We start from the raw sequence: 25,606 nt of genomic DNA on the forward strand, positions 1-25,606 counted from the left end.
TTTGAACCGTGGTCCGGCGGCGACGCCGGACCACAGCCTTCCCTTCCAAACGGGCGAGATTTGTGGCTGACCAGACTTCGACCGCGACCCGGTGGCCGGCAGACGCCGCCCCCCATGATCTGATCCCGCCTGGCCGCCGGCATTTGGGCTGGGCGCTGATGGCGATTGCCACGCTCGGCCTGCTGGCAACGATCGTGCTGCAGATCCTCTACAAGACCGAGGTCGATACGATCGGCTTCGAGACATGGCGGCCCGTGGTCTACGCCTATGTGCTGTGGGGCGTGGCGATCGGCATCGGCCAGGTTCTGACACGAGGCGAGGACGGCCAGCGCGCGCTGTTCCTGCTGCCCGCTCTTTTGTTCACCATCGCCATGGTGATCTTCCCGACGCTGTTCGGCTTCTACATCGCGCTCACCGACTGGAACCTCAGCTCCTTCAGCGGTCGCAGGTTCAACGGGCTCGACAATTTCTGGCAGATGCTCGCCGACCCCTACTACCGCAACGCCCTGTTCAACATGGTCCTCTATGTGCTGGCGGTGCTGGTCGAATACGTCGTGGCCTTTGGCCTGGCGCTGCTGCTCAACGCGCAGATCCGTGCCCGCAAATTCTTCCGGGTGGTGTTCCTGATGCCGCTGATGCTGTCGCCGGTGGCGGTCTCATGGATGATCGGCAAATCGCTGATGGAGTATCGGTTCGGGCCGGCGGCGACGCTGGCGCGCCATCTCGGCTGGGAAGACCCGGCCTTCTTCTCGAACCCGATCACCGCCCGCATCTCGATCATGCTGCTGGACGCCTGGACCTTCATTCCGTTCATGATGATCATGCTGCTGGCGGGGCTGCAGGCAATGTCGCGCGAGGTGCTGGAGGCGGCACGTGTCGATGGCGCCACGGCCTGGCAGACCTTCTGGCAGGTCACTTTCCCGCTGATGCTGCCGGTGTCGGTAACGGCGGTGATCCTGCGCATCATCTTCAAGCTGAAGCTTGCCGATATCATCATCACGGTCACCTCGGGCGGTCCGGGCGGCGCCACCGATTCGGTGTCGAGCTTCATCTACCGCGAGTACCGCGACCGCTCGAATGTCGGCTACGGCACCATGCTGGCGATGGCCTATCTCGTCATTATCGTGGTGTTCGTGACCTGGCTGTTGAAATTCGCCAGCCGTTTCGTGCGCAATGTGAATTAGGGCAAGATGAGCGTTCAGACCACCGACTACGTCGCATCCGAAATCCGCTCGCCGGCGAGCTTCGTCGCCAGCCGCGTCTTCATCTACGGCGCGCTCGCCTGCTGGGGCTTCATCTGCCTGTTTCCGATCTATTGGACCATCACCACGTCGTTCAAGACGGCGGTGGATGTCACCCAGGGCCACTTGATCCCGTTTGTCGACTTCCAGCCGGATTGGAAAGGCTGGCGATCGCTTGGCCTGTCGCCGGACTCGATCTTCCAGACATCGACCGTGCGCGACGAGTTCCTCAAGCGCTTCATGAATTCGGTCATCACCTCGGTTGGCGCGTCGAGCCTGGCGATCATCATCGGCAGCCTCGCCGCCTATGGTCTGACCCGCTATCGCTACCATTTCGCCTGGTTCAAGAACGAAGACATCTCCTTCTTCTTCCTGTCGCAGTTGATCCTGCCGCCGGTGGTGCTCGCCTTGCCGTTCCTGGTGCTCTACCGCGAAGTCGGGCTGCTCGATACGCGCATCGGGCTGATCCTGCTCTACACGCTGATGGTGCTGCCGATCGTCATCTGGATCATGCGTGACCAGTTCAATTCCATCCCCGTCGAACTGGAGGAAGCAGCCCTCGTCGACGGCCTGTCGATCTGGGGCGCCTTTTTCCGCATCGTCATGCCGATCGCGCTGCCAGGCATGGTCGCAGCCTTCATCCTGGCGATGGTGCTGTGCTGGAACGAGTATTTCTTCGCCGCCCTTTTGACCTCGACGGACGCCAAGACAATCCCGGTCATGGTTGCCAGTCAGACGGGCTCGCAAGGCATCAACTGGTGGTCGATGGCGGCCCTTGCCACCGCCGCCATCGCGCCGCTTGCCGTCATCGGCATCGCGCTGGAACGCTACCTGATCATGGGCATGACGGCTGGTGCGGTGAAGTAGCGTTTTTTCCTTCGCCCCTAGTGGGAGAAGGAAGAACCCGCGTTAGCGCCTCAGGATCTTCCTGAGGTGATCCATGATCATGGCGACACCCTTTTGCCCCAACTCCTCTGACGCCTCCTTGGCGCTCGCCGTATACCAGCTCTTGTTGTCCTCGAAGTGCGCGGCGTCCACCGCCTCCGGGCACAGCGCCAGCATCAGCGATGTCTCGCCGATGCCCGCATGGTCGAAAGGATATTTGCCGTTCATCGCGGCCGGCATCAGCGGATGCACCTGCACCCAGTTGAAGAAATTCTCGCCCGCGGCATGTCCGGCATAGTAGTCGGCCATCGTTTCGGAACCCCACCAGCCCTCGCCGCGCTGCTTCTCGAGGAAGCGGAAGATCGCCTGTCTGCCGGCGGTCTTGAAAGCGAGATCGGTCGGCATGCCGGCGGCGAAATTCTCGGTCTGGTGATGAATAATGGCGTGGATGTTGCGAAAGCCGATACGCAGCAGGCTGTAGAACAGTTCCTCGCCGAACGGCGCCAGTTGATTGCCGCCGACCTGCACCGACCCGCTGCCTTCCGGCGGCGCCACGGCATAGCTCGCCGCGCCATAGTAGAAGGGCGGCAGGATGACGATGTCGCTCTCCTTTTCGAACAGCTCCAGCGTCTTGATGACGGCCAGCGTGTCCATGCCGACAGCCATGTGCTCGCCATGGTATTCCAGTACGCCGAGCGGCAGTGCGACCGGCCAATTCTGCGTGATCGCCTTGCGGATCTGGTGCGGCAGCATCAGTTCATAGCGCATGATCTATTCCATGTTGGTGTGGCGGGCGCGCATGGCTTCCGGCGAGGCCGCGGTCAATTCCCTGAGTTTCAGCACCATGATCTCGAACAGCAGGAACAACGCACCCTCGAAAACCGAGCCCATCGGCAGCACCGACGTCTTTTGCGACCCCTGGTCGTTGGCCATGGTCTGCGCCGGCACCAGCAACGTCAGATCGGCCAGGCTTGCGGCGCTGCCGCCTGCCTGGGCGGTCAGGAGCAGGACGGTCGCGCCTGCCTCACGCGCGATGCGCATCAGGGTGAGTACGGTCGACGTTTCGCCAGGCCCAGAACTGGCAAGGAAGACATCGCCCTGCCCTACGGGCGGCGTGGTCATGTCGCCGACGACCGAAACCGGCAGGCCCAGATGATAGAGCCGCATGGCGAAGCCGTTCACCTGCAAGGCCTCGCGGCCGCAGCCATAGACGACGATCTGCCTGGCGCCCGCCAGCATCCCGCAGGCGGCGTCGATCCGGTCGCCATCGACGCGCGCCAACACCGCGCCAAGCTCGTCGAGCGCGGTCTTGAACATCTGCGAGCCGGGTTTGTTCACGGCAGTGCCGTCGCCGTGCCGGCAATCGAAGATTGGCAATTCCCGCTCACGCTTTTCCCCCGAACAGCTTGATTTCGTTCATGCTAGCAACCGCGAAAATGCGTGTCCAACGCTCAGCGGTGCTTTTGCCGAGCCACGAGCATGATAGTGTCATGTCAGACAAATCAGCAAGGCAAACGGGCAGGACATGAAGACACGGAATTTCGACCGCATCGGTAATGGCGGCATCACCTTCACCGAACTGGGCTTCGGCACGGCGCCGCTCGGCAATCTTTACCGCGCGGTCTCCGACGAGGACGCCAACGCGACGCTGGAGGCCGCCTGGGCGACCGGCTGCCGCTACTATGACACAGCGCCCCTCTATGGGCTCGGCCTGTCGGAAACGCGCCTCAACCCGTTCCTGCGCTCCAGGAAGCGCGACGACTATGTGCTGTCGAGCAAGGTCGGCCGTATCATGCGCGCCTGCCCGCCCGAGGAGCGCACCGGCATTGGCAAGTTCTTCGACACGCCGTCGCGCAAGGAGGTCTACGACTACAGCTATGACGGGGTCATGCGCTCGTTCGAGGCCTCGCTGGAGCGGCTGGGCGTCGACCGCATCGACGTCCTGTTCGTGCATGATGTCGACATCTTCACCCATGGCAGCAAGGAGGCATCCGACCAGCGCATCGATGAGTTCATGCGCTCGGGCTATTATGGCCTGCTCGCCTTGCGCGACCAGGGCGTCATCAAGGCATTCGGCGGCGGCATCAACGAGTGGCAGGTGGCCCAGACGCTGGCCGAGCGCGGCGACTTCGACCTGTTCCTGCTTGCCGGGCGCTATACGCTGCTGGAACAGGAGGCGCTGATCTCTTTCCTGCCGCTTTGCCTGAAACGCGGCATCGGCATCGTTCTCGGCGGCCCCTACAATTCCGGCATCCTGGCGACCGGACCGAAGCCCGGCGCCTACTACAACTATTCCGAAGCGCCGCGGGATGTGCTCGACCGCGTGGCGCGCATCGAAGCCGTCTGCAAACGCCATGGTATCAGGCTGATCGAGGCCGCCCTGCAATTCCCGCTGTTGCACCCTTCGGTGGTTTCGGTCATCCCCGGCGGTCAGCGGCCTGAAGAAGTCGAGAGCAACCGGTCGCTGCTGGATGCGAAAGTCCCCGCAGCGCTCTGGGCCGATCTCAAGCAGGAAGGCCTGATGCGCGCCGACGCCCCCATTATTTGAGGAGCTTCCGATCCGATCGCTACGCGTCCAAAAATGAAAAGCCGGGCAAGCCCGGCTTTTCTGGTTTTGAAAATCAAATGCGCTTAGTTGACGGCGTCCTTGAGGCCCTTGCCGGCCGAGAACTTCGGCACAGTGCGCGCCGGGATCTGAACTTCGGCGCCGGTCTGGGGGTTGCGGCCGGTGGATGCAGCGCGTTTTGACACGGTGAAATTGCCAAAGCCGACAAGCCGTACATCGCCTCCCTTCTTCAGTTCGCCGGAGATGACAGAAAACACTGCATCGACCGCCGACTGCGCGTCACCCTTCGAAATGCTCGCGGCGTCGGCGACAGCGGACACCAGTTCGTTCTTGTTCATAAAAATTCCCTTCCATGAGAACACCGGAACTTACGACTCATCCGGCAGGAAACGGACTTTAGAAAGAAGCGTTCCCACAACCAAGTCGAAAAGGCAGGAAAAGAGCGGAAAAAGCCCGGAATTCCGGGGTTTTCACATGAAAAAGCCGGGCGCGAGGCCCGGCTTTCTGTTTGTGCGCTGCAACCTTAGGAAAAACTAATGCGCAAGCGACTTTCCGGCATCGTCGGCACTATCGGTCGCGGCCGGCGGATTGACCGGTTCGACCCATTCGATCGGCTCCGGCATCCGCACCAGCGCGTGGCGCAACACCTCACCGACGCGCGAGACCGGAATGATTTCCATGCCGTTCTTCACGTTGTCCGGAATCTCCGCCAGGTCCTTGGCGTTGTCTTCCGGGATCAGCACCTTCTTGATGCCGCCGCGCAGTGCGGCGAGCAACTTCTCCTTCAGGCCGCCGATCGGCAAGATGCGGCCGCGAAGCGTTATCTCGCCAGTCATCGCCACATCGGCGCGGACCGGAATACCCGTCAGTACCGACACGATGGCGGTGGCCATGGCAGCACCCGCGGACGGGCCGTCCTTCGGCGTGGCGCCTTCCGGCAAGTGGACGTGGATGTCGCGCTTGTCGAACAGCGGCGGCTCGATGCCGAAATCGATGGCGCGCGAGCGGACATAGGAGGCCGCCGCCGAGATCGATTCCTTCATCACGTCGCGCAGGTTACCCGTCACCGTCATGCGGCCCTTGCCGGGCATCATGACGCCTTCGATCGTCAGCAGCTCGCCGCCGACTTCCGTCCAGGCAAGCCCGGTAACGACGCCGACCTGATCATCCGCCTCGACCTGGCCGAAGCGGAAGCGCTGGACACCAAGGTAGTCGGCGAGGTTCGCCGCCGTGATGTTCACCGTCTTCTTCTTCGTCTTCAGGATCTCGGTCACGGCCTTGCGCCCGAGCTTCATCAGCTCGCGCTCCAGGCTTCTGACGCCCGCTTCGCGGGTGTAGGTCTGGATGATGGCGCGGATCGCGTCCTCACCGACGGAGAACTCCTTCGGCTGCAGCGCATGATCGCGGATCACCTTCGGCATCAGGTGCCGCTTGGCGATCTCGATCTTCTCGTCCTCGGTGTAGCCGGCGATACGGATGATCTCCATGCGGTCCATCAGGGGCGCAGGGATGTTCAGCGTGTTCGCCGTCGTCACGAACATCACGCTCGACAGGTCGTATTCGACCTCGAGGTAATGGTCCATGAACGTCGAGTTCTGTTCGGGGTCGAGCACCTCGAGCAGGGCCGACGACGGGTCGCCACGGAAGTCCTGGCCCATCTTGTCGATCTCGTCGAGCAGGAAGAGCGGGTTGGACTTCTTTGCCTTCTTCATCGACTGGATGACCTTGCCGGGCATCGAGCCGATATAGGTGCGCCGGTGACCACGGATCTCGGCCTCGTCACGCACGCCGCCGAGCGCCATGCGGATGAATTCGCGGCCGGTTGCCTTGGCGATCGACTTGCCGAGCGAGGTCTTGCCGACGCCGGGAGGGCCGACGAGGCACAGGATCGGCCCCTTCAGCTTCTTCTGGCGGCTTTGCACGGCAAGGTACTCGACGATGCGGTCCTTGACCTTGTCGAGGCCGAAGTGATCGGTGTCGAGGACGTTCTGCGCGTAGGCCAGGTCCTGCTTGACCTTGGAGTTCTTGCCCCACGGGATCGACAGGAGCCAATCGAGATAGTTGCGCACGACGGTCGATTCAGCCGACATCGGCGACATCGTCCTGAGCTTCTTCAACTCGGCTTCCGCCTTTTCGCGGGCCTCCTTGGAGAGCTTGGTCTTCTTGATGCGCGCCTCGATCTCGGCGGCCTCATCGCGGCCGTCCTCGCCCTCGCCGAGCTCCTTCTGGATCGCCTTCATCTGCTCGTTGAGGTAGTATTCGCGCTGCGTCTTCTCCATCTGGCGCTTGACGCGCGAGCGGATGCGCTTCTCCACCTGCAGGACGGAGATTTCGGCTTCCATGAAGCCCATCGCCTTTTCCAGCCGCTCCTTGACGGAAAGCGTGGCCAGCATTTCCTGCTTTTCAGGAATCTTGATGGCGAGATGCGAGGCAACCGTGTCGGCGAGCTTGGAATAGTCGTCGATCTGGCTGGCCGCGCCCACCACTTCGGGCGAGATCTTCTTGTTCAGCTTGACGTAGTTCTCGAAGTCGGTGACGACCGAGCGGGCCAGAGCCTCGACCTCGACCTCTTCCTCTTCCGGCTCGACCAGCGCCGTGGCTTTGGCCTCGTGGAAGTCGGGACGGTCGGTGAAGGAGACGATTTTCGCACGCGAGGCGCCCTCGACCAGAACCTTCACGGTGCCGTCGGGCAGCTTCAGCAATTGCAGCACATTGGCGAGCGTGCCGATGTCGAAGATCGCATCGGGCTCGGGATCGTCATCGGCGGCATTCATCTGGGTAGCGAGCAGGATCTGCTTTTCCTGACCCATCACCTCTTCCAGCGCCTTGATCGACTTTTCACGCCCGACGAAGAGCGGAACGATCATGTGCGGGAACACCACGATGTCGCGCAGTGGGAGGACTGCGAAGACGCCGTCGCTGGGAGCCTTGGATATTTTGGCCATTGTCCAACCTTTCATGTCGCGGCCACCATCAGGCCAACCGCGAATCTTATATTAACGACCGGGGATCGTTCCGCCTACCACCGTTTGTGACGGGAGTTTTACAGCACAGAAATCGGGCACCTCGGCCTTCTCGTGTTAGGTGGATGCAAGCGGGGCAAAGATCAAGAGTTAACACGTCCGCAAATCCACTCCATGGCTCAGGCCGCATGCCCGTCACAGCAAAACGGCGCCGCAACGGCGCCGTTCCACAAAAATATAGGGCCAAGAGCCATATCAGGCGCTGACATTGCCCTTCTTTTCCTTCTGTTCGGAATAGATGTAGAGCGGCCTGGCGCTGCCGGTCACCACTTCTTCCGAAATCACCACCTCGCGCACGCCTTCGAGCGCCGGCAGTTCGAACATCGTGTCGAGCAGGATCGCTTCCATGATCGAACGCAGGCCACGCGCGCCGGTCTTGCGCTCGATGGCGCGTTTGGCGATCGCCGAAAGCGCATTCTCGTGGAAGGTCAGGTCGACATTTTCCATCTCGAACAGGCGCTGATACTGCTTGACCAGCGCGTTCTTCGGCTCGGTCAGGATCTGGATCAGTGCCGGCTCGTCGAGATCTTCGAGCGTCGCCAGGACCGGCAGACGACCGACGAACTCCGGAATGAGGCCGAATTTCAGCAGATCCTCAGGCTCGACCAGGCGGAAAACGTCACCCGTGCGGCGATCTTCCGGCGACGCGACGATGGCGCCAAAACCGATCGAGGTCTTCCTGCCGCGATCCGAGATGATCTTGTCCAGGCCTGCAAAGGCGCCGCCGCAGATGAACAGGATGTTGGCGGTGTCGACCTGCAGGAACTCCTGCTGCGGGTGCTTGCGGCCGCCCTGCGGCGGCACGGAAGCGACGGTGCCTTCCATGATCTTCAACAGCGCCTGCTGAACGCCCTCGCCCGACACGTCGCGGGTGATCGAGGGATTGTCGGACTTGCGAGAAATCTTGTCGATCTCGTCGATGTAGACGATGCCGCGCTGGGCACGCTCGACATTGTAATCGGCCGACTGCAACAGCTTGAGGATGATGTTCTCGACGTCCTCGCCGACGTAACCGGCCTCGGTCAGCGTCGTGGCGTCGGCCATGGTGAAGGGCACGTCGATGATGCGGGCCAGCGTCTGCGCCAGCAGCGTCTTGCCGCAGCCGGTCGGGCCGATCAGCAGGATGTTGGACTTGGCCAGCTCGACATCGTTGTTCTTGCCGGCATGCGCGAGGCGCTTGTAGTGGTTGTGCACGGCCACCGACAGCACGCGCTTGGCGTAAGGCTGGCCGATGACGTAGTCGTCGAGAACCTTCAGGATCTCCTGCGGGGTCGGCACGCCCTCGCGCGACTTCACCATCGAGGTCTTGTTCTCCTCGCGGATGATGTCCATGCACAGCTCGACGCACTCGTCGCAGATGAACACCGTTGGGCCGGCGATCAGCTTGCGCACCTCGTGCTGGCTTTTGCCGCAAAACGAGCAATAAAGCGTGTTCTTGGAATCACCGCTGTTGTTGCCGACCTTGCTCATTTTCATGTCCTTTCATGGCCGCCCGCCGATGGTCTGGCTGAAAGGGCGCATACTCTATTTATCGCGGGAATCCGCCGCCGCCAGTCTTCCGGCTCCCGCAACGTATTCCGTACGAAACACAAATCAGAAAACGTGGCAATGATTCGCAGCTTCCCCATGCAAAGCTAAGCCGTCGAAAATCAACATAGCCTTAACGTAGGCAATCCCGACCTCCGAGGGAACAGCCAATTGTGGCCGAAATGACGCAAGACACGCCAAAAGCGCGTTATGGTGCCATCCAACTGCCAACCAGCCTTTATGCCAACGCCCCTCGGCCGCCTCGCGCGACGAAATGACCTTGTCGATCAGGCCGAAATCCTTGGCCTCGTCGGCGGTCATGAAATGGTCGCGGTCGAGCGTCTTCTCGATCTCGTCATAGCTCTTGCCGGTGTGCTTGACATAGACCTCGTTGAGGCGACGCTTCAGTTTGATGATGTCCTGGGCGTGACGCTCGATATCGGACGCCTGGCCCTGGAAGCCACCGGACGGCTGGTGAACCATGATGCGGGCGTTCGGCGTGGCGAAGCGCATGTCCTTGTGGCCAGCGGTCAGGAGCAGCGAGCCCATCGAGGCCGCCTGGCCGATACACAGCGTCGACACGGCCGGCTTGATGAACTGCATGGTGTCGTAGATCGCCATGCCCGAGGTGACGACGCCACCCGGCGAATTGATGTAGAGGTTGATTTCCTTCTTCGGATTCTCGGCTTCGAGGAACAGGAGCTGCGCGCAGACCAGCGTCGCCATGCCGTCCTCGACCGGACCGGTGATGAAAATGATGCGCTCCTTGAGGAGGCGCGAGAAAATGTCGTAGGCCCGCTCGCCGCGATTGGTCTGTTCGACCACCATCGGAACGAGGTTCATGTAGGTTTCGACGGGGTTCTTCATTCGATATCTCTTGTCTCGCGGTGGGATTCCGGCGCCGGACAGGCTGGCAGCTCGGGCAGAATCGGTTCTGGATCGTTACGATGTAAATAGGATGCCGGCTCATCCTTGTGCAAGGCCGACCCGTCCTAGCCATCTGGGTAAGTCGAATCAAGCTTCCCGGCAAGGATTAGCAGCAGCTGATGCCACGCCGACCCGAAATACCGAGCCAGCCCCCGCAAGTAGCAGTTTCTTAACCTCGTCACTTAACGAAATGCGCCGAAACCGCTTTTCTCCGCAACGGCTGCCCCTACAATTCAGCGTTGAACTTTTGCCTGCAGTTCAAACGGGGGAGTGCCATGTCTGGGAAAACCGCACGCTTCGCCATTGCCGGGCTGACCCTGCTCGGCTCGATTTCGCAGACGGCGGCCGGTGGCCGCGCCGTCGAATGCTACGAGCCCGTCCGCACACCTGATGTCTATGACACGGTCTACGAGGACGTCATGATCAGCCCTCCCGGCCAGCAGGTCGTCGACTACGACCCGCCGATCTACGGCACGCGGGAGCGCGTGGTGATGACAGTGCCGGCCCAGGTTCGGTATGAAGTGGTGCCGGCAATCACCCGGACCGTCTACCACACCGTCAGGGCCGATGGCGGCGGCTATTCCTGGGAATGGCGCGTCATCCATGGCCGCAAGGTGCTGTGCAAGGTCTGGCACAAGGCACGCTACCAACGCGTCGCCGAGACGGTGGTGACCCAGCCCGAACGCACGCGGCGCGTCGTCATTCCGGCGCAGTATGACAGCATCGCCGAGGAGGTGCTGGTGCGGCCCGAGCAAAGGCGCGTCATCGATGTTCCCGCCTCCTACCGGACCGTCGCGCGCCGCGTGCTGGTGCGCGAAGGCTCGTCCGGCTGGCGGCGCGTGCATATTCCCAGGCACTGCCAGAACTGAGGTTAGGGTGACCGAAGTGGTCACCTGCGCCTACACTTTTACATCAGACGAGAAATTCCTGGCGCATGAGACCGGCAAGTGCCTGGTCGTCTCGGCATGTTCCGGTCACGGCTACAAATTCGGCGCGGCAGTGGGGCGGCCACCTCGGCCCGCAGCCGGGCCTTGAGACCGGCGCCATCGCCGATGGCTTTGGCAACACGGCTTCCCAGGCCTCATGGGCTTCATGGGCCAGCCGCGCATAGCCGGTTCCAGCGCGGTAGGCGCTGCGGATGATGCGGTGGTGATCGCCCGATGCCGCCAGCGGATTGGGGATCGGCCCCTGCTCGACGATCGACACGCCGTGGCCGGCCTTGACCAGCGACCAAGCCGTGGAGAGACCGGCGATACCCGCGCCGACAACGATCACATTCATCCGTTCAGACCTTCCGCGGCCCTAATGGCTGGCTCAATCAATCGGGCTGTCGCACGCAACATACGGTCTGGAACCGGGCTGGCAAGCCGCGCTATGGGTCTGGCATGACCAAATCGACGCTCGCCTATCTGGCCTTTGATCCAGCCACTCGCCGGCTTAGGCTCGACCCGCGCGAACCGGCCTTCTTCCTGAATCCGTACGAGGCCTATGCCTTCCTGCACGACGCCTCGAATGCGTTTTTCTGGGAAGAATTCGGCTTCTGGTGCTTTGGCGGCTTCGGCGACGTCAACAGGCTGCTACGCGACCGCCGCTTCGGCCGCCAGAACCCGGCCGGCATTCCCGACAGCCGCGGTGTCGGCCAGGATAGGACCCATCTCAAGGCATTCGACGGTATCGAAGCCAATTCGATGCTGGAACTGGAGCCGCCGGTGCACACGCGGCTGAGGACATTGGTCAACCGTGCCTTCGTCTCGCGTCAGGTCGAACGGTTGCGGCCGCGCGTCGAGGCGCTCGCCAACGAATTGATCGACCGTCTCGAACCAGGCAAGGCCGTCGATCTCCTGCCGGCCTTTGCTTCGCCCTTGCCGATCACCATCATCGCCGAAATGCTTGGCGTGCCGATCGAGATGGGGCCGCAACTGCTCGACTGGTCGCATCAGATGGTCGCCATGTACATCCACGGCCGCACGCGCGAGACCGAGGAGACGGCCAACCGGGCGGCGGGCGAGTTCTCCAACTTCCTGCGCGCCTACGTGACCGAGCGCCGCAAGAGCCCGGGCGACGACCTGCTGTCGCTGCTGATCTCGGCCCAGGAAGACGGTGAGAGGCTGTCTGAAGACGAGCTGGTCTCCTCGGCCATCCTGCTGCTCAATGCCGGCCATGAAGCAACCGTGCACCAGACCGGCAATGCCGTCCATTCCATCCTGGCGCAAGGCGGAGACCCGCGCCGCTTCTTCACCTCACCTGAAGCGACAGCGGCCACGGTCGAGGAATGCCTGCGTTTCGACGCGCCGCTGCACATGTTCATGCGCTATGCCTATGAGGAAATCGAAATCGCGCCCGGCATCGTCGTGCGGCCGGGCCAGACGATCGGGCTTTTGCTCGGCATGGCCAATCATGACCCGCACGCCTTCGCCGAACCGCTTGCCTTCCAGCCCGGCCGACCGGACCAAAAGAACGTGTCGTTCGGTGCCGGCATCCATTTCTGCATCGGCGCACCACTCGCCCGGCTCGAACTGCAGGTTTCGCTGAAGACTTTGTTCGAGCGGTACCCGCAACTGCATCTTGCCGAACAGCCCCGCTTCCGCGACACTTACCACTTCCATGGGCTGGAGGCGCTCTCCGTGCGCTTCTGACCATAGTGGGCTGGGGCTTGCTATGAGATTGTTTTCGAGAGGCGCGATCGCGCTCGCCGTGACGATTCTGCTCGGCTGCATGGCTGGCGCCGTGGCCCAGCAGACGGAGAATATCCCGCAGCAAAACAGTGACGCCATCGCCAGGAAGCTGGCCAGCGTGCTGCTCGAACGCCAGATTGGCGCGAAAGTGCCTGCGGAGAGGTTCGGGGCCTATGAGGTCGATTTCAACCTCGACGGATTTTCCGAGATCTATGTCTATGTGCAGGATCCTGCCTGCGACGGGGTCAAGTGCGGGCTGTTCCTGTTCGTGCTGGAGGGCGACGGCTATCGCGAGGTGCTGGGCGACATTCCCGGCGCCAGGCTGACAGACCCGGCCAAGGTCGGACTCGGCGCCTTCAAGCGCAAAGGCTTTATTGACCTGCAGCTCAACCAGACGCTGGCCAGTTGGAGCGGTGAGCGCTATGCCGACAGCTCGACTTTTCCGGCTTCTTCGCTCGACGGCACTGCCTTTATCGCGGCCTGCCGAAAAAACAAATCGAGCGAACAGCCCGAAGAGGGTGAGGCTGAACGGGTGACCAGCGAATGCCAGTGCCAGTTCAACCGGTTCCAGACGATCGGCTTTGCACAGGCCGATCTCGACACCTATGCGGCCTCTTTCAGTGAAAATTTTGCCTATCCGACCGGTGATAGGGAAAAGCCGTGGCAGGCTCTGGTCAAGGACGCGGAGGATGCCGGCACCGGCTGCGACGTCGCCAGCGGCAAAACCCAGTGGCAGCCGGCCTATTTCAACCATGGCGACCAGCAGCAGCAGCGACTTGACTTCGATGCCTTCCTCGACGCCTGTCCAGCGCAGGATTTCATCCTGACCAACCGCAAGACCGGTTCGCCGGACCGTGCGCTTGGCCTGTGCGGCTGCCTCGCCCGCGAGCTGCCGACGCAAGGCGTCACGCAAGCAGGGATGGATCTCCTGACGCAATATTATCGCGACGAGATATCGGACGCGGATATCGATGCGCAGGACGGCGAATTGCTGGCCGCCCACGACAAGGCCTCCGACGCGTGCCTCGCCCAGTTCCCGGCGAGATGATCAAAGCTTGATCACATACTCCTTGCGAGTCGTTTCAAGCACTTCCCAGCTTCCCTTGAAGCCCGGCCGCAGCACGAAGCTGTCACCGGCTTTCACAGTGCGCGCTTCGCCGCCCTCTTCCGCGATCACCGAGACGCCTGAGAGAATGTGACAGAACTCCCATTCGTCATAGACGATGCGCCATTTGCCGGGGGTCGATTCCCAGATGCCGGCGTAGAGGCCGCCGTCGCGCTCTTCGACGTTCCAGGTGCGGAATTTCGGATCGCCCGAGATCAGGCGATCCGGCGCTGGCGCGCCGTGTTCGGCATCGACAGTGTCGATGCCGACGGCAAGGAATTTTGGCTCAGCCATGGCAATCAAACCTTGGCGAGTGCCTGTTCGAGGTCGGCGACGATATCGGTCACATCCTCGATGCCGACGGACAGCCGCACCGTGTCCGGGCCAGCGCCAGCCTTGACCTTCTGCTCGTCGGAAAGCTGGCGGTGCGTGGTCGATGCCGGGTGAATGACCAGCGACTTGGTGTCGCCGACATTGGCCAGATGCGAAAAGAGTTCGAGTGCCTCGACGAATTTGATGCCCGCCTCGTAGCCGCCCTTGAGGCCGAAGGTGAACACGGCGCCCGAGCCCAGCGGCGAATATTTCTTCTGCAGCGCATTGTTCTTGTCGCCGGGCAGGCCGGGATAATTCACCCAGGCGACCTTGGGGTGGTTGGACAGCCAGCCTGCGACCGTGATCGCGTTGTCGCAGTGGCGCTGCATGCGCAGCGGCAAGGTTTCGAGGCCGGTCAGGATGAGGAAGGCGTTGAACGGCGAGATTGCCGGGCCGAGATCGCGCAGGCCGAGCACGCGGGCGGCGATGGCGAAAGCGAAATTGCCGAAAGTCTCGTGCAGTACGAGGCCGCCATATTCGGGGCGCGGTTCCGACAGCATCGGGTACTTGCCCGATTTCGACCAGTCGAAAGTGCCACCATCGACGATCACGCCGCCGATCGAATTGCCGTGCCCGCCGATAAACTTGGTCAGCGAATGGACGACGATATCCGCGCCGTGCTCGATCGGGCGGATGAGATAGGGCGAAGCCAGCGTATTGTCGACGATCAATGGCAGGCCGTGCTTGCGGGCGATGTCGCCGATCTTCTCGATATCGACGAAGGTGCCGCCCGGATTGGCCAGGCTCTCGATGAAGATCGCCTTGGTCCTGTCGTCGACCTGGTTCTCGAAGGTCGAGAGATCATTGGTGTCGGCCCAGCGCACCTCCCAGCCATAATTCTTGAAGGCATGACCGAACTGGTTGATCGAACCGCCGTAAAGCTTGTTGGCGGCGACGAAATTGTCGCCCGGCTGCATCAGATTGTGGAAGACGATGACCTGCGCAGCATGGCCGGAGGCAACCGCCAACGCAGCCGTGCCGCCCTCGAGAGCCGCGACGCGCTCTTCGAGCACTGCCTGGGTCGGGTTCATGATGCGGGTGTAGATGTTGCCGAAAGCTTTCAGCCCGAACAGCGAAGCGGCGTGGTCGGCATCGTCGAAGACGAAGGAAGTCGTCTGGTAGATCGGCGTGGCGCGCGCGCCGGTGGCCGGATCGGGCTTGGCGCCTGCATGGACGGCGAGCGTGTTGAAACCAGGCGTACGGGTCACTGAAACCTCCCTCAAGAACTTTCTCAAAATTCGCCGGGCATTCTTGGCGAAGCGCGGCCTGGAATGCAAAGAAGAAAATACCTTTCGGTGTGCGATCCGCGATGAACGCGCGGGAAACTCAATCGCTTCCCGGAAAAATTTTTGCGCGCCGGCAGTGGACTGGAATCTCTTGCCAAAAAGCAATCCCGGATCACGTCACTTCTGGCGGACGCCAAAACTCTGGAAGCCCTGGCGCATCAGCGGCTTCTTCGACGACAGCACGCCGGAGTTGACACCGGTCCAGCCGATCTCGCCGGAGAGCTTGCCGTATTCGATCTTGGGGCAGCGGTTCATCACCACCTTGATTCCGGCTGCCTCCGCGCGTGCGGCCGCCTCGTCATGACGCACGCCGAGCTGCATCCAGATGACTTTCGGCAAGGGATCGAGTTGCAAGACCTCGTCGACAATGCCGGGAACCGCCGCGGCATTGCGAAAGATGTCGACCATGTCGATCGGCTCTGGAATGTCGGCCAGCCTGGCATAGGTCATTCGGCCGAGGATTTCCTTGCCGGCCTGGCCAGGATTGATCGGGAACACTGAAAACCCCTTGGCAAGCAGGTATTTCAACACGAAATAGCTCGGTCTGACGTCATTGGCGGACGCGCCGACCATGGCGATGGTCTTCACCGAATTGAGGATGCCGCCGATATAGGTGTTGTCGTAGCTATCGTGATTCATGCCTCGTCCTCATACAACGCCTCAGCGAGAAAACCATCCGGGTCATTGCTGAAATCGCGCAGCATGCGGAAGTGGTCCGTATCACGAAAGTCGGAGGGCTCGAGCCCGAAGCGGCTGATGCGGAACAGTTGTGCGCCGGGACAGGCCATCAGCAGCGGCGAATGGGTGGCCATGATCACCTGCGCGGTGCCCGATTGGTCCATGCGCCGCAGCATCTTCAGCAATTCGATCTGGCGCGAAGGTGACAGCGCGCTTTCGGGCTCGTCGAGAATGTAGATGCCTTGCCTGCGGCAGCGCTCCTCGAAGAAGCGGATGAAGCCTTCGCCGTGTGACCAGGACAGGAAATCGGGTGGCGCACCGCCAGAATCCAGCGCGGCCTGGTCGAGGTAGCGGGCCACCGAGTAGAAGGATTCGGCGCGAAAGAACCAGCCAGCAGTGACTTTTGGCAGCCAGTGGCCCCGGAATGTGTCCGCCAGGGCGGCGCCGCTCTTGTCGATGGCGCTGGAATGGTCGACCGGGCGGTAGCCCTTGCCGCCACCTGCCTCGTCATAGCCTGCCAGCGCGCCAATCGCCTCGAGCAGCGTGGATTTGCCGGTGCCGTTCTCACCGACGATGATGGTGATGGGCGTGGTGAATTGGAGCTCGAACTCGTGGCCGCGAAACAGCGGCAGGTTCCAGGGATATTTTTCCCAGTCAACCACGCGCCCGGGGTCGAGCAGAACGCGCTTGAGATACGGTGCCTTGAGTCGTGTCAGCTGCTTGCGATAAGCCATCAGCCAGGCAGCGAAATCGTGCCATCTTCCGCGATCGGAAAGGCAGGATTGTGCGCGACTTCCCAGACATGTCCATCGGCATCGGCGAAATAGCCGTACCAGCCGCCCCAGAAGGCGCGGCCGGCCGGCTTGACGATCTTGCCGCCGGCCTGTTCAGCCATGGCCAGGACTTCGTCGACCTCGGCGTCGGAACGGGTGTTGTAGGCGAGGTAGACCGCTGACGGCGCCTTGGCGAAGACAATGCCGGAATCCTCCTCGGCGCTGGCGCGCGGGAACAGGCCCAGAATGGCGCCGCCCATCTGGAAGAAGGCGACACCATCGGTGATCCCGGTATGACGTTTCAGGCCCATCGCCTGGTAGAAACGCACAGCGCGGTCGAGATCGTCGGTGGCAACGGTGATGATGGAGATGCGCGGTTCCATGCTCCCGTCCTATTCGTCCGTCCATTCCGGCTTACGCTTGCCGATGAAGGCGCCGATGCCCTCTTCCGCGTCCCTCGCCAGCATGTTCTCGACCATGACGCGCCCGGTATAGGCATAGGCATCCGACAGCCCCATTTCAGCCTGCGCGTAAAAGGCTTCCTTGCCGGTCTTGACCACCAAGGACGATTTGGACGCAATGGTTTGCGCGTATTTGGTGACGATCTGATTCAGATATTCACGCGGCACGACGCGGTTGACGAGGCCGAATTCCTTGGCCGTTGCCGCATCGATCGTCTCGCCAGTCAACAGCATCTCCATCGCCGGCTTGCGCGAGACGTTGCGCGACAGCGCCACCATCGGCGTCGAACAGAACAGGCCGATGTTGACGCCCGGCGTGCAGAAGGTCGCTTCGTGCGAGGCGATGGCCAGGTCGCAGCTTGCGACCAGTTGCAGGCCGGCGGCTGTCGCCAGGCCGTCCACCTCGGCGATGACAGGCAGGGGATGGCGCACGATCGTCTGCATCAACGTGGCGCAAGCGGCAAACGTCTGTTCGAAGAAGGCCTTGCCGCGATCGGCGTCGGCGCGCCGCGCGGTCATTTCCTTGAGGTCGTGGCCGGCGCAGAACACCTTGCCGGCTGCCGACAGCACGATGACGCGAACGGCCCTGTCGGCCTTGGCACGCTCGAGTTCCGCCGTCAGCGCCGCCATTACCGCCAGCGACAAGGCGTTGGCGGGTGGATTGGCAAGCGTCAGGCGCAGCACGCCCTTGTCCAGCCTCGTCGTGACCGGGCCCTCTTCGGCGGCAGCAGGCTTGATGGCAAGGATTTCGGCCATGGCTAAGGTCTCCGCGATTCCGGTCGTGCCGGCAGGGTATCTAATATCGCATCGGGTTTCGTCCAACACCCATCGCTTGCGCCAGGGCGATGTATATGTTGCCAGAAACGTCCGCCTGCGCCCATACAAGCATGCGCAGAATGAGAGACCGACATGCCCGCCCAGACCAACCTCAAGCCGGTGCTGACCGCAGTGCAGATCAACGTGTTGATGGAGAGCGTCTTTCCGCAACTCAATGAGAGTTCCGCCGCCTATGAGGCGATCGAGGTGTTTCCCGGCGGCTGTATCGTGCGGCTCAATGCCGGCGAGCGGCATTTGCGCCCCGGCGGCACGGTGTCCGGCCCTGCCCTGTTCACGCTGGCCGACATTGGCGGCTATGTCTGCGTACTCAGCCATGCAGGGCCGGATGCGCTCTCGGTCACCACCAACCTCAACATCAACTTCGTGCGCAAGGCCGAGGCCGGCCCGATCGACGGGCATTGCCGCATCCTGAAGCTCGGAAAGAGCCTGATGGTATTCGACATCGACATCGTCGCCGGCCCCGATGGACACACGATCGCGCATGCCACGGGTACCTACTCGATCCCGCCGAAGCGCACCAGCGATGTGGTAAAATAATACCTTTAGCCTAACATTTGTTTTTACATATTTTTTTCAGTTATATGACTTTCCCGTCGCCTTGACGCGATCGCCGCCCTCGCCTATAAGCCCTCACGAAGCAGCGGCCCGCAAAGGCCGCCGTTTTGTTATTGGCAGCGGATGAACGTCCTTGGCCAATCCAAGCAACAAGAAACGCCTTCCCCGTGAAGGTCAAAAAACGAGAGCAGAAAACATGACAACCTTTTCGCAGAAGCCTGCGGATGTGGTGAAGAAGTGGATCCTGATCGACGCCGAGGGTCTCGTCGTCGGCCGTCTTGCCACTGTCATCGCCAATCATCTTCGCGGCAAGCACAAGCCGACCTTCACCCCGCATGTCGACGACGGCGACAATGTCATCGTCATCAATGCCGACAAGGTGGTGTTCACCGGCAAGAAGTTCACCGACAAGGTCTATTACTGGCACACCGGCCACCCCGGTGGCATCAAGGAGCGCACCGCGCGCCAGCTGCTCGAGGGTCGTTTCCCCGAGCGTGTCGTCGAGAAGGCCGTTGAGCGCATGGTCCCGCGTGGTCCGCTCGGCCGTCGCCAGATGAAGAACCTGCGCGTCTACGCAGGCGCGGAGCATCCGCATGTCGCCCAGCAGCCAGAAGTCCTCGACGTGGCCAAGCTGAATTCCAAGAACAAGAAGGTCGCATAAGATGGCTGAGCTTTCCTCGCTCGCAGAACTGGGCGCCGCCACCGGGAACACGAACACCCAGGCCGCGGCCCCCGTCCATGTCCAGAAGCTCGACAAGTCGGGCCGCGCCTATGCCACCGGCAAGCGCAAGAACGCCATCGCGCGCGTCTGGGTGAAGCCGGGCTCCGGCAAGATCGTCGTCAACGACAAGGAATTCGCGACCTATTTCGCGCGTCCGGTCCTGCAGATGATCCTCAACCAGCCGATCATCGCGTCCAACCGTTCGGGCCAGTACGACATCGTCGCCACGGTCGTCGGCGGCGGCCTCTCGGGCCAGGCGGGTGCTGTTCGTCACGGCATCTCCAAGGCGCTGACCTACTACGAGCCGGCGCTGCGCGCCGTGCTCAAGAAGGGCGGCTTCCTGACCCGCGACAGCCGCGTCGTCGAGCGCAAGAAGTACGGCAAGGCCAAGGCCCGTCGCTCCTTCCAGTTCTCGAAGCGCTAAGCGTTTCGAATTTCCGGTATCGAAAAAGGCCGCCTCCGGGCGGCCTTTTGCTTTTGGGGCTGCAAATTTGAGTGATCGACAGGTTGTGGGACAGCGCCCTCCGACCTGCCGGGCAACTGTCACGAGAGGGAGATCGGCAGCTTCAGCCCTAATTGATGCTGGCCGTATGCGCCGGTTCGGCCGGCCGCTTCTCGTCGGCATAAGGCACACGATAACCGTTCGCCGCCAGCCAAGAGATCGCCGCCTTCGGCTCGTCGGTCTGGATGATGGTGGCGCCGCGATCGGCCCAGAAGCCCCAGGCCTCGCGCGGCAGGCTTGCCTGGACCGCCAGCTCGTCGCCGCGGCCGCCGGCCAGGAAGCCGCCCGGCTTGTTGACGATGGCATAGGTGTCGGCCCAGATATGCCAGTCACCCCTCACCGCCTCGGCGCGCATATGGGTGCTGAACAACGGCCCGCCGGTTTCGGTCAACGTCTCGGCGCCCGCCCGCCAGTTGATCAGCTCGATCGCGCCCGGCGCGAAAGCGTGGTCGACGGTCTCGGCGAAGCCGGCATCGTGCACGGCGTCATCGGCGATGATCGGCATGAACTGGAAGCCACCGCCTGCCGCGGCCATGGCGGCTTTCACCGTGGTGATCCTGTTCTGGTTCCAAAGGTTTTCCTTGACGATGACTTGCTCGGCCATGCCGAGATCGCGCGCCACCGCGATCATGCCCGGGAGGTCGCCCACTTCGAGCTTGTTGTCGAGGTTTATAAGAATCCTGTCCTTCGTAGCCATCAGCATCTCGCGCAATGTCGAGACGGTCTCGTTGGTGACGGCACGGGTGCCCTCGATCACCAGCCGGCATCTCTTCAGTTCGGCCAGCGTGTAGTTGATGACTTCGCCCTTGCAGGTCGTCGTGCGGTCGAGCCAGCTGTCATGCATGACGATGAGCTCGCCGTCCTTCGAGCGCCTGATGTCGACCTCGACGATTTCGGCGCCGATCGCGATCGAGCCTTCGACGGCCGCGAGCGAATTTTCCGCATAGAGCGTCTTGCCGGCCTGCATGCTGCCGGCCCTGTGCGCGGCCACCATGACATGGTCGCGCCACTGGTTGGCATGTTCGAAGCGGTCGAGGATCTGCCTGGCGCGTGCTTCGCCGGCCAAGGCCTGGCCGGAGACGGCCGCCAGCGCGGTGGAAAGCAGAAGGCTCAGCCAGATCGTCCGCATCGAGAATCGCTCCTTGCCGGATCGAGCCGGGGATAGGCGACCTCGGTGACATCCAGGTGAACGAAGCCGGCTAGCGTTTGGCCGGCGATGCGGGTCAGATGCGCTTCGACAGCCTGCGGAACCAGGCCATTGCAGGCATTTCGACCAGGCGCCACGTGATCCACGACATGGCGATGGTGGCGGCGAGCATGACGACGATCGCTACTGTCCCTGTCCAGCCGGGCCCAAAACCAGTCGCGGGACCGCCCCGCAGCACGATATCGCCGATCAAGCCGAGGCCGAGTTTGCGCTCGACGAGCCCGGCGACATTGATCAGGCGCGCCTGGACAAAGATGTGGACCATATAGATCGAATAGGACAGCGCGCCGAGCGTCAGCATGAACGGCGTCCTGAGCAACGCGCTGATCCAGCCGCCTTCATGGGCGAAGAGAAACAACGCCAGGGCGAACACCAGCGGCGCGGCGATGCCGGCGTCGTTGTCACCCGCCAACGAGACAAAGAGAACGATGACGGCCACCATGACGATTTCGGCAAGAGTCCAGCTCATCCGCGGGCCATTTGCGACCAGGACCTGTCGCGCCCCTGCAATGGAATCATGCTGAAACCAGGCCAGTAGCGCGCCGAGCGAGAAGCCGTAAAGGCAGCGGATGAAGCCGAAATCGTAGGACACGTCCATATGATGCGTGGAGAAGCCGAGCAGGAACAGCGGCGCGGTAACGGCGACGGCGACAAACCATATCCAGGCGCGTGCGCCTGCGATGAAGACCACGCCTGCAAACAGGAGATAGGCGAAAAACTCGGCCGAGATGCTCCAGCTTGGCGCATTCCACGTCAACCGATCCTCGAAGCCGACACCTTGCAGCAAAAGGAGATTGGCAGCCAGGCTCTTGAGGTCGAAGCCGCCGGTGAAGGGAGCAGCCCCCGTGCCATGCAGTTGCGGCAGCAACAACCGCAACAGCTCGAAGGCGGCAAAGGCGGCAAGCATGACCAGATGCAGCGGATAAATGCGGCCGAAACGGACCAGCGCAAAGCGGGCGACCTCTTCCGGCCGGCCCAGCCGATCGGCATAGCTGGAGGCAATGACGAAGCCGGAAAGGACGAAGAAGAAGTCGACGAAAAGATAGGACGAACCGATAAAGCTGCTCTGCGAGATCACTGATGCGGTCGGGAAATGAAACAGCGCCACCAGCAACGCGCAGATGCCGCGCCACGAATCGAGAACCTGGAAGCGATCGCCGGCGATCGTGCCGGCGTGGGTCGACACCACGGCATCCGACGGATTAAGAAACGCGGTCTGCGTCATGATGATACAAATCCTGTCTTGCCGTGGCGCCCGGGCGGCGCGGTTTCGTCTCCCCAAGCTGTGACTGGCATCTTCCATGCCGGTTCTGTAGTTGTTGCACCCCGATGAAAACGAGGACCCGTAATGGCGACCAAGAACATCGACCATGCCTTCACCGCCCGCTCCAAAACGGGTGGCGCCCTTGAGCCGACCTATTCCGGCGCGCTGTCTTTCATGCGGCGCAAATACACCAAGGACGTGAAGGGCGCGGATGCGGTGGTGTGGGGCATTCCCTTCGACGCCGCCGTCACCAACCGGCCGGGCGCCCGGTTCGGGCCGCAGGCGATCCGCCGCGCCTCGGCGATCCTCGACAACGACCCGCAATACCCGTTTTCGCGCGATCTGTTTGAGCACCTCGCCGTGGTCGATTATGGCGACTGCCTCCTCGATTCGGGCAACCATCAGAAGACCCCCGGCACGATCGAGCGCGAAGCGGCCAAGATCCTGAAATCGGGCGCCTTCCTGCTGACGCTCGGCGGTGACCATTTCGTCACCTGGCCGCTGCTCAAGGCGCATGCCGCCATCCACGGACCGCTGGCCTTGGTGCAGTTCGACGCCCACCAGGACACATGGCCCGATGACGGCAAGCGCATCGACCACGGGTCCTTCGTCGGCCGCGCGGTCAAGGAAGGCATCATCGATCCCGACCGCTCGATCCAGATCGGCATCCGCACCCATGCGCCCGACACGTTCGGCATCAAGGTCCTCTATGGCCATGAGATCGAGGAGATGCGCGCCTCCGACATCGCCTACGCCATCGTCGATCGCACCGGCGGCAAGAAGACCTACCTGACCTTCGATATCGACTGCCTCGATCCAGCCTATGCGCCGGGAACCGGCACGCCTGTTTCGGGCGGCCCGTCCTCGGCGAAGATCCTGTCGACGCTGCGCCAGCTCAATCAGGTCGATATTGTCGGTGCCGATGTCGTGGAGGTTGCGCCGGCCTATGATCACGCCGATATAACGGCAATCGCCGGCTCCATGGTGGCCATGCAGTATCTCGGCCTGCTGGCTGAACGAAAGGCCCGGCTCGAGGAGCTGAACAACGGCAACCACAACGGCGCCGCCGTCAATCACGGCAACGGCATATAGTCCTACGATATCAGGGAATTTGATCAGGCAATGAAACCGAAAATCTTCATCGACGGCGAGCACGGCACCACCGGCCTCCAGATCCGGGCGCTGCTTGCCGAGCGCGGCGACCTGGAGATCATTTCGATCCCGACCGAGCGCCGCAAGGAAACGTCGGCGCGCGCCGAATTCCTCAACGCCGCCGATGTCGCCATCCTCTGCTTGCCGGACGACGCCGCTAAGGAAAGCGTGTCGCTGATCGCCAACGACACCACCAAGGTCATCGATGCCTCGACGGCGCATCGCGTCGCCGCCGGCTGGGAATACGGCTTTGCCGAAATGGACAAGGAACAGGCGAAGAAGATCGCCTCGGCCAAGCGCGTCGCCAACCCCGGCTGCTGGCCGCAAGGGCCGATTGCGACGCTGCGGCCACTGGTCAACGCCGGCCTGCTGCCGGCGGATTTCCCGATCGCGGTCAACGGCATTTCGGGCTATTCGGGCGGCGGCCGCCCGATGATCGAGGACTATGTCGCCAAGGGCGAGGACGCCTCGGAATTCCTGCCCTATGGCCTTACCCTGAAGCACAAACACGTGCCGGAGCTCAAGGCCTATGCGAAACTGTCGCACGATCCGATCATGCAGCCGGCGGTCGGCAATTTCGCGCAAGGCATGATCACCGTGGTGCCGCTGCAGCTCGGCGGTCTCGACCGTGTGCCGACGGGCGCCGAGCTCCACGCCGCCATTTCGGACCATTTCGCCGCGATCAAGGGCGGCGTGGTCGAGGTGGCGCCCTATGCGCATCTGGAGCGCCTACCGGACATCGATCCGGAGATCTACAACGGCACCAACCGCATGAAGGTCTATGTCTTCGCCAACGACAGCCGAGCTCAGGCGCTGCTGCTGGCGGTCTACGACAATCTCGGCAAGGGCGCCTCGGGCGCGGCTGTCCAGAACATGGACCTGATGCTCGGCCTGTGATGGACGCGCCGGCCTTTCCGGCGCGCTGGCAAGTCAGCGATCCCGAACTCATTGCCGAAACCTTTTCGAGCCGCATCTGGAAGGTGCGGCTCAAGGACGGCTCACCGGCGATCGTGAAGGCGCTGAAGCCGTTCGACGACGTTGCCGACGAGTTGCGCGGCGAGCATTTCCTTGCCTGGCGGCGCGGCGAAGGCGCGGTGCGGCTTCTCGGCCGTGACGGGCATTCCATGCTGCTCGAATATGGCGGGGACACACTTCTGTCGCAGGTTCTCGACGAACAAGGTGACAATGCAGCGACCGCCATCGCGGCGGATGTGATGGCGAAATTGCTTTCGCCATCTGATCACCCCTACCCGCCCGAACTTCAGCCGCTCAGGGAGCGGTTCGCCAGTCTTTTCAAGAAAGCCGCAACCGATCGCGGCATCGGCGATGACAGCCTCTATGTCGAGGCCGGCGCCATCGCGGACCAGTTGCTGGCCAATCCGCATGACATCAGGCCGCTGCATGGCGATCTGCATCACGAAAACATCCTGCGGGGACCGCGCGGCTGGCTGGTGATCGATCCGAAGGGCGTGCTCGGTGATCCCGGTTTCGATGCCGCCAACATGTTCTACAACCCGCTCGACCGCGATGCACTTTGCCTCGCCCCGGAGCGGATCGCAGATATGGCCGAGGTCTTTGCCCGGACGCTGGGACAATCACCGGCAGCGATACTGGATCATGCCATCGCCTATGGTTGCCTGTCCGCGGCCTGGCACCATGAGGACGACAATGCGGTCGAGGAGAACCGCGAACTGTCTATTGCCGCGGCGATCCGCGCGGTGCGGGCTCATTTTTGACCCAAGGACAGCTGTAGTAGCCGCGGACGCCGACAAGGCTGCCAAGGCCGGTCAGAGCCAGTCGACGCCATCCGCCGCCGCATTGCGTCAGGCGGATTTCGACGGCGAGAAGA

General features: G+C 62.3%; 25 protein-coding genes and 3 pseudogenes. 13 read left to right on the forward strand and 15 right to left on the reverse strand.

What is annotated here, in order from left to right; translation table 11 throughout:
- Nucleotides 1-62: 62 nt before the first annotated feature.
- On the forward strand, nt 63-1,184 hold the full coding sequence (locus tag EJ077_RS18290) for a carbohydrate ABC transporter permease (RefSeq protein ID WP_208695520.1): 1,122 nt from the start codon (nt 63-65) through the stop codon (nt 1,182-1,184).
- A 6-nt stretch (nt 1,185-1,190) separates the two neighbouring features.
- Entirely contained in the window at nt 1,191-2,108 is a 918-nt protein-coding gene (locus EJ077_RS18295) for a carbohydrate ABC transporter permease (RefSeq protein ID WP_027143632.1), read from the forward strand.
- A gap of 42 nt (nt 2,109-2,150) precedes the next feature.
- Here the strand turns inward: EJ077_RS18295 and EJ077_RS18300 are convergent, their stop codons facing one another.
- Together EJ077_RS18300 and EJ077_RS18305 are read right to left on the reverse strand one after the other, a co-directional pair.
- Complete coding sequence (locus tag EJ077_RS18300) at nt 2,151-2,894, reverse strand: creatininase family protein (RefSeq protein WP_208695521.1); 744 nt, start codon at nt 2,892-2,894, stop codon at nt 2,151-2,153.
- Nucleotides 2,895-2,897: 3 nt separating this feature from the next.
- Entirely contained in the window at nt 2,898-3,464 is a 567-nt protein-coding gene (locus EJ077_RS18305) for an SIS domain-containing protein (RefSeq protein WP_245458449.1), read from the reverse strand.
- A 187-nt stretch (nt 3,465-3,651) separates the two neighbouring features.
- Between EJ077_RS18305 and EJ077_RS18310 the strand changes: the two genes are divergently transcribed.
- Nucleotides 3,652-4,674 carry an aldo/keto reductase gene (locus tag EJ077_RS18310; protein ID WP_208695522.1) on the forward strand — a complete coding sequence of 341 codons (1,023 nt, stop codon included), beginning with the start codon at nt 3,652-3,654 and terminating at the stop codon, nt 4,672-4,674.
- 83 nt (nt 4,675-4,757) lie between these two features.
- On the opposite strand, the gene EJ077_RS18315 is transcribed toward EJ077_RS18310, so the two are convergent.
- The 4 genes and pseudogenes from EJ077_RS18315 to clpP form a co-directional block, all read right to left on the reverse strand.
- Complete coding sequence (locus tag EJ077_RS18315; RefSeq protein ID WP_027143628.1) at nt 4,758-5,030, reverse strand: HU family DNA-binding protein; 273 nt, start codon at nt 5,028-5,030, stop codon at nt 4,758-4,760.
- A 195-nt stretch (nt 5,031-5,225) separates the two neighbouring features.
- Nucleotides 5,226-7,637 carry an endopeptidase La gene (gene lon, locus EJ077_RS18320; protein WP_208695523.1) on the reverse strand — a complete coding sequence of 804 codons (2,412 nt, stop codon included), beginning with the start codon at nt 7,635-7,637 and terminating at the stop codon, nt 5,226-5,228.
- 273 nt (nt 7,638-7,910) lie between these two features.
- Nucleotides 7,911-9,185, reverse strand: a complete 1,275-nt coding sequence (gene clpX, locus EJ077_RS18325) for an ATP-dependent Clp protease ATP-binding subunit ClpX (protein WP_023759839.1) — start codon at nt 9,183-9,185, stop codon at nt 7,911-7,913.
- A gap of 309 nt (nt 9,186-9,494) precedes the next feature.
- A pseudogene (clpP, locus tag EJ077_RS18330) lies at nt 9,495-10,109 on the reverse strand (ATP-dependent Clp endopeptidase proteolytic subunit ClpP); the annotation flags it as partial.
- A gap of 335 nt (nt 10,110-10,444) precedes the next feature.
- On the opposite strand from clpP, the gene EJ077_RS18335 reads away from it, so the two are divergent.
- Both EJ077_RS18335 and EJ077_RS32175 read left to right on the forward strand, forming a co-directional pair.
- On the forward strand, nt 10,445-11,038 hold the full coding sequence (locus EJ077_RS18335; protein ID WP_208695524.1) for a hypothetical protein: 594 nt from the start codon (nt 10,445-10,447) through the stop codon (nt 11,036-11,038).
- 7 nt (nt 11,039-11,045) lie between these two features.
- Nucleotides 11,046-11,177: pseudogene (locus EJ077_RS32175) on the forward strand (sarcosine oxidase); the annotation flags it as partial.
- A gap of 57 nt (nt 11,178-11,234) precedes the next feature.
- Here EJ077_RS32175 and EJ077_RS18340 read toward each other — a convergent pair.
- Nucleotides 11,235-11,450 (reverse strand): annotated as a pseudogene (locus EJ077_RS18340) (FAD-dependent oxidoreductase); the annotation flags it as partial.
- A 104-nt stretch (nt 11,451-11,554) separates the two neighbouring features.
- Here EJ077_RS18340 and EJ077_RS18345 point away from each other — a divergent pair.
- Nucleotides 11,555-12,805 (forward strand): cytochrome P450, encoded by a 1,251-nt coding sequence (locus tag EJ077_RS18345; protein ID WP_208695525.1) that lies wholly within the window; start codon nt 11,555-11,557, stop codon nt 12,803-12,805.
- A 22-nt stretch (nt 12,806-12,827) separates the two neighbouring features.
- On the forward strand, nt 12,828-13,892 hold the full coding sequence (locus EJ077_RS18350; RefSeq protein ID WP_208695526.1) for a hypothetical protein: 1,065 nt from the start codon (nt 12,828-12,830) through the stop codon (nt 13,890-13,892).
- Here the strand turns inward: EJ077_RS18350 and EJ077_RS18355 are convergent, their stop codons facing one another.
- The 6 genes from EJ077_RS18355 to EJ077_RS18380 all read right to left on the reverse strand — a co-directional run bounded on the left by EJ077_RS18355 (nt 13,893) and on the right by EJ077_RS18380 (nt 18,275).
- Nucleotides 13,893-14,243 (reverse strand): cupin domain-containing protein, encoded by a 351-nt coding sequence (locus EJ077_RS18355; RefSeq protein WP_208695527.1) that lies wholly within the window; start codon nt 14,241-14,243, stop codon nt 13,893-13,895.
- A 5-nt stretch (nt 14,244-14,248) separates the two neighbouring features.
- Nucleotides 14,249-15,529, reverse strand: a complete 1,281-nt coding sequence (locus tag EJ077_RS18360) for an O-acetylhomoserine aminocarboxypropyltransferase (RefSeq protein WP_208695528.1) — start codon at nt 15,527-15,529, stop codon at nt 14,249-14,251.
- A gap of 195 nt (nt 15,530-15,724) precedes the next feature.
- Nucleotides 15,725-16,246: a CoA-binding protein gene (locus EJ077_RS18365; protein ID WP_208695529.1), complete on the reverse strand. Its 522-nt coding sequence runs from the start codon at nt 16,244-16,246 to the stop codon at nt 15,725-15,727.
- Nucleotides 16,243-17,019 (reverse strand): AAA family ATPase, encoded by a 777-nt coding sequence (locus EJ077_RS18370; RefSeq protein ID WP_208695530.1) that lies wholly within the window; start codon nt 17,017-17,019, stop codon nt 16,243-16,245. Before EJ077_RS18370 ends, EJ077_RS18365 begins: the two co-directional genes overlap by 4 nt.
- Nucleotides 17,019-17,441, reverse strand: a complete 423-nt coding sequence (locus EJ077_RS18375) for a VOC family protein (protein ID WP_208695531.1) — start codon at nt 17,439-17,441, stop codon at nt 17,019-17,021. Before EJ077_RS18375 ends, EJ077_RS18370 begins: the two co-directional genes overlap by 1 nt.
- A gap of 9 nt (nt 17,442-17,450) precedes the next feature.
- Nucleotides 17,451-18,275, reverse strand: coding sequence for an enoyl-CoA hydratase (locus EJ077_RS18380; protein WP_208695532.1), 825 nt, complete (start codon nt 18,273-18,275; stop codon nt 17,451-17,453).
- 153 nt (nt 18,276-18,428) lie between these two features.
- On the opposite strand from EJ077_RS18380, the gene EJ077_RS18385 reads away from it, so the two are divergent.
- The 3 genes from EJ077_RS18385 (at nt 18,429) to rpsI (ending at nt 20,056) form a co-directional block, all read left to right on the forward strand.
- The gene (locus EJ077_RS18385; protein ID WP_208695533.1) at nt 18,429-18,893 is read left to right on the forward strand and encodes a PaaI family thioesterase; all 465 of its coding nucleotides are present in this window, start codon (nt 18,429-18,431) and stop codon (nt 18,891-18,893) included.
- Nucleotides 18,894-19,107: 214 nt separating this feature from the next.
- A complete protein-coding gene (rplM, locus tag EJ077_RS18390; RefSeq protein ID WP_010915638.1) occupies nt 19,108-19,572 on the forward strand; it encodes a 50S ribosomal protein L13 in 465 nt (154 codons plus the stop codon).
- Nucleotide 19,573: 1 nt separating this feature from the next.
- On the forward strand, nt 19,574-20,056 hold the full coding sequence (gene rpsI, locus EJ077_RS18395; RefSeq protein ID WP_010915637.1) for a 30S ribosomal protein S9: 483 nt from the start codon (nt 19,574-19,576) through the stop codon (nt 20,054-20,056).
- 148 nt (nt 20,057-20,204) lie between these two features.
- Here the strand turns inward: rpsI and EJ077_RS18400 are convergent, their stop codons facing one another.
- Together EJ077_RS18400 and EJ077_RS18405 are read right to left on the reverse strand one after the other, a co-directional pair.
- Nucleotides 20,205-21,263, reverse strand: coding sequence for a glycerophosphodiester phosphodiesterase family protein (locus EJ077_RS18400; protein WP_208695534.1), 1,059 nt, complete (start codon nt 21,261-21,263; stop codon nt 20,205-20,207).
- 94 nt (nt 21,264-21,357) lie between these two features.
- The gene (locus tag EJ077_RS18405; protein WP_208695535.1) at nt 21,358-22,566 is read right to left on the reverse strand and encodes an acyltransferase family protein; all 1,209 of its coding nucleotides are present in this window, start codon (nt 22,564-22,566) and stop codon (nt 21,358-21,360) included.
- Nucleotides 22,567-22,689: 123 nt separating this feature from the next.
- Between EJ077_RS18405 and speB the strand changes: the two genes are divergently transcribed.
- From speB to EJ077_RS18420, 3 genes are read left to right on the forward strand one after another with little or no spacing between them, the layout of a single operon-like run.
- Nucleotides 22,690-23,697 (forward strand): agmatinase, encoded by a 1,008-nt coding sequence (gene speB, locus EJ077_RS18410; RefSeq protein ID WP_208695536.1) that lies wholly within the window; start codon nt 22,690-22,692, stop codon nt 23,695-23,697.
- A 30-nt stretch (nt 23,698-23,727) separates the two neighbouring features.
- Nucleotides 23,728-24,654 carry an N-acetyl-gamma-glutamyl-phosphate reductase gene (gene argC, locus EJ077_RS18415; RefSeq protein WP_208695537.1) on the forward strand — a complete coding sequence of 309 codons (927 nt, stop codon included), beginning with the start codon at nt 23,728-23,730 and terminating at the stop codon, nt 24,652-24,654.
- On the forward strand, nt 24,651-25,493 hold the full coding sequence (locus EJ077_RS18420) for an aminoglycoside phosphotransferase family protein (RefSeq protein WP_210212118.1): 843 nt from the start codon (nt 24,651-24,653) through the stop codon (nt 25,491-25,493). Before argC ends, EJ077_RS18420 begins: the two co-directional genes overlap by 4 nt.
- Nucleotides 25,494-25,606 lie beyond the last annotated feature (113 nt).

Source organism: Mesorhizobium sp. M8A.F.Ca.ET.057.01.1.1 (assembly GCF_003952565.1).
GTDB lineage: Bacteria > Pseudomonadota > Alphaproteobacteria > Rhizobiales > Rhizobiaceae > Mesorhizobium.

What these genes read in the sequence shown, in the direction of transcription:
- EJ077_RS18385 (WP_208695533.1), top strand. Translation starts at nt 18,429, where the DNA reads ATGCCCGCCCAGACCAACCTCAAGCCGGTGCTGACCGCAGTGCAGATC.
- EJ077_RS18355 (WP_208695527.1), bottom strand. Translation starts at nt 14,243, where the DNA reads ATGGCTGAGCCAAAATTCCTTGCCGTCGGCATCGACACTGTCGATGCC.
- rpsI (WP_010915637.1), top strand. Translation starts at nt 19,574, where the DNA reads ATGGCTGAGCTTTCCTCGCTCGCAGAACTGGGCGCCGCCACCGGGAAC.
- argC (WP_208695537.1), top strand. Translation starts at nt 23,728, where the DNA reads ATGAAACCGAAAATCTTCATCGACGGCGAGCACGGCACCACCGGCCTC.
- EJ077_RS18365 (WP_208695529.1), bottom strand. Translation starts at nt 16,246, where the DNA reads ATGAATCACGATAGCTACGACAACACCTATATCGGCGGCATCCTCAAT.
- EJ077_RS18310 (WP_208695522.1), top strand. Translation starts at nt 3,652, where the DNA reads ATGAAGACACGGAATTTCGACCGCATCGGTAATGGCGGCATCACCTTC.
- EJ077_RS18335 (WP_208695524.1), top strand. Translation starts at nt 10,445, where the DNA reads ATGTCTGGGAAAACCGCACGCTTCGCCATTGCCGGGCTGACCCTGCTC.
- EJ077_RS18345 (WP_208695525.1), top strand. Translation starts at nt 11,555, where the DNA reads ATGACCAAATCGACGCTCGCCTATCTGGCCTTTGATCCAGCCACTCGC.
- rplM (WP_010915638.1), top strand. Translation starts at nt 19,108, where the DNA reads ATGACAACCTTTTCGCAGAAGCCTGCGGATGTGGTGAAGAAGTGGATC.
- lon (WP_208695523.1), bottom strand. Translation starts at nt 7,637, where the DNA reads ATGGCCAAAATATCCAAGGCTCCCAGCGACGGCGTCTTCGCAGTCCTC.
- EJ077_RS18350 (WP_208695526.1), top strand. Translation starts at nt 12,828, where the DNA reads ATGAGATTGTTTTCGAGAGGCGCGATCGCGCTCGCCGTGACGATTCTG.
- EJ077_RS18405 (WP_208695535.1), bottom strand. Translation starts at nt 22,566, where the DNA reads ATGACGCAGACCGCGTTTCTTAATCCGTCGGATGCCGTGGTGTCGACC.
- EJ077_RS18400 (WP_208695534.1), bottom strand. Translation starts at nt 21,263, where the DNA reads ATGCGGACGATCTGGCTGAGCCTTCTGCTTTCCACCGCGCTGGCGGCC.
- clpX (WP_023759839.1), bottom strand. Translation starts at nt 9,185, where the DNA reads ATGAGCAAGGTCGGCAACAACAGCGGTGATTCCAAGAACACGCTTTAT.
- EJ077_RS18375 (WP_208695531.1), bottom strand. Translation starts at nt 17,441, where the DNA reads ATGGAACCGCGCATCTCCATCATCACCGTTGCCACCGACGATCTCGAC.
- speB (WP_208695536.1), top strand. Translation starts at nt 22,690, where the DNA reads ATGGCGACCAAGAACATCGACCATGCCTTCACCGCCCGCTCCAAAACG.
- EJ077_RS18300 (WP_208695521.1), bottom strand. Translation starts at nt 2,894, where the DNA reads ATGCGCTATGAACTGATGCTGCCGCACCAGATCCGCAAGGCGATCACG.
- EJ077_RS18380 (WP_208695532.1), bottom strand. Translation starts at nt 18,275, where the DNA reads ATGGCCGAAATCCTTGCCATCAAGCCTGCTGCCGCCGAAGAGGGCCCG.
- EJ077_RS18295 (WP_027143632.1), top strand. Translation starts at nt 1,191, where the DNA reads ATGAGCGTTCAGACCACCGACTACGTCGCATCCGAAATCCGCTCGCCG.
- EJ077_RS18315 (WP_027143628.1), bottom strand. Translation starts at nt 5,030, where the DNA reads ATGAACAAGAACGAACTGGTGTCCGCTGTCGCCGACGCCGCGAGCATT.
- EJ077_RS18370 (WP_208695530.1), bottom strand. Translation starts at nt 17,019, where the DNA reads ATGGCTTATCGCAAGCAGCTGACACGACTCAAGGCACCGTATCTCAAG.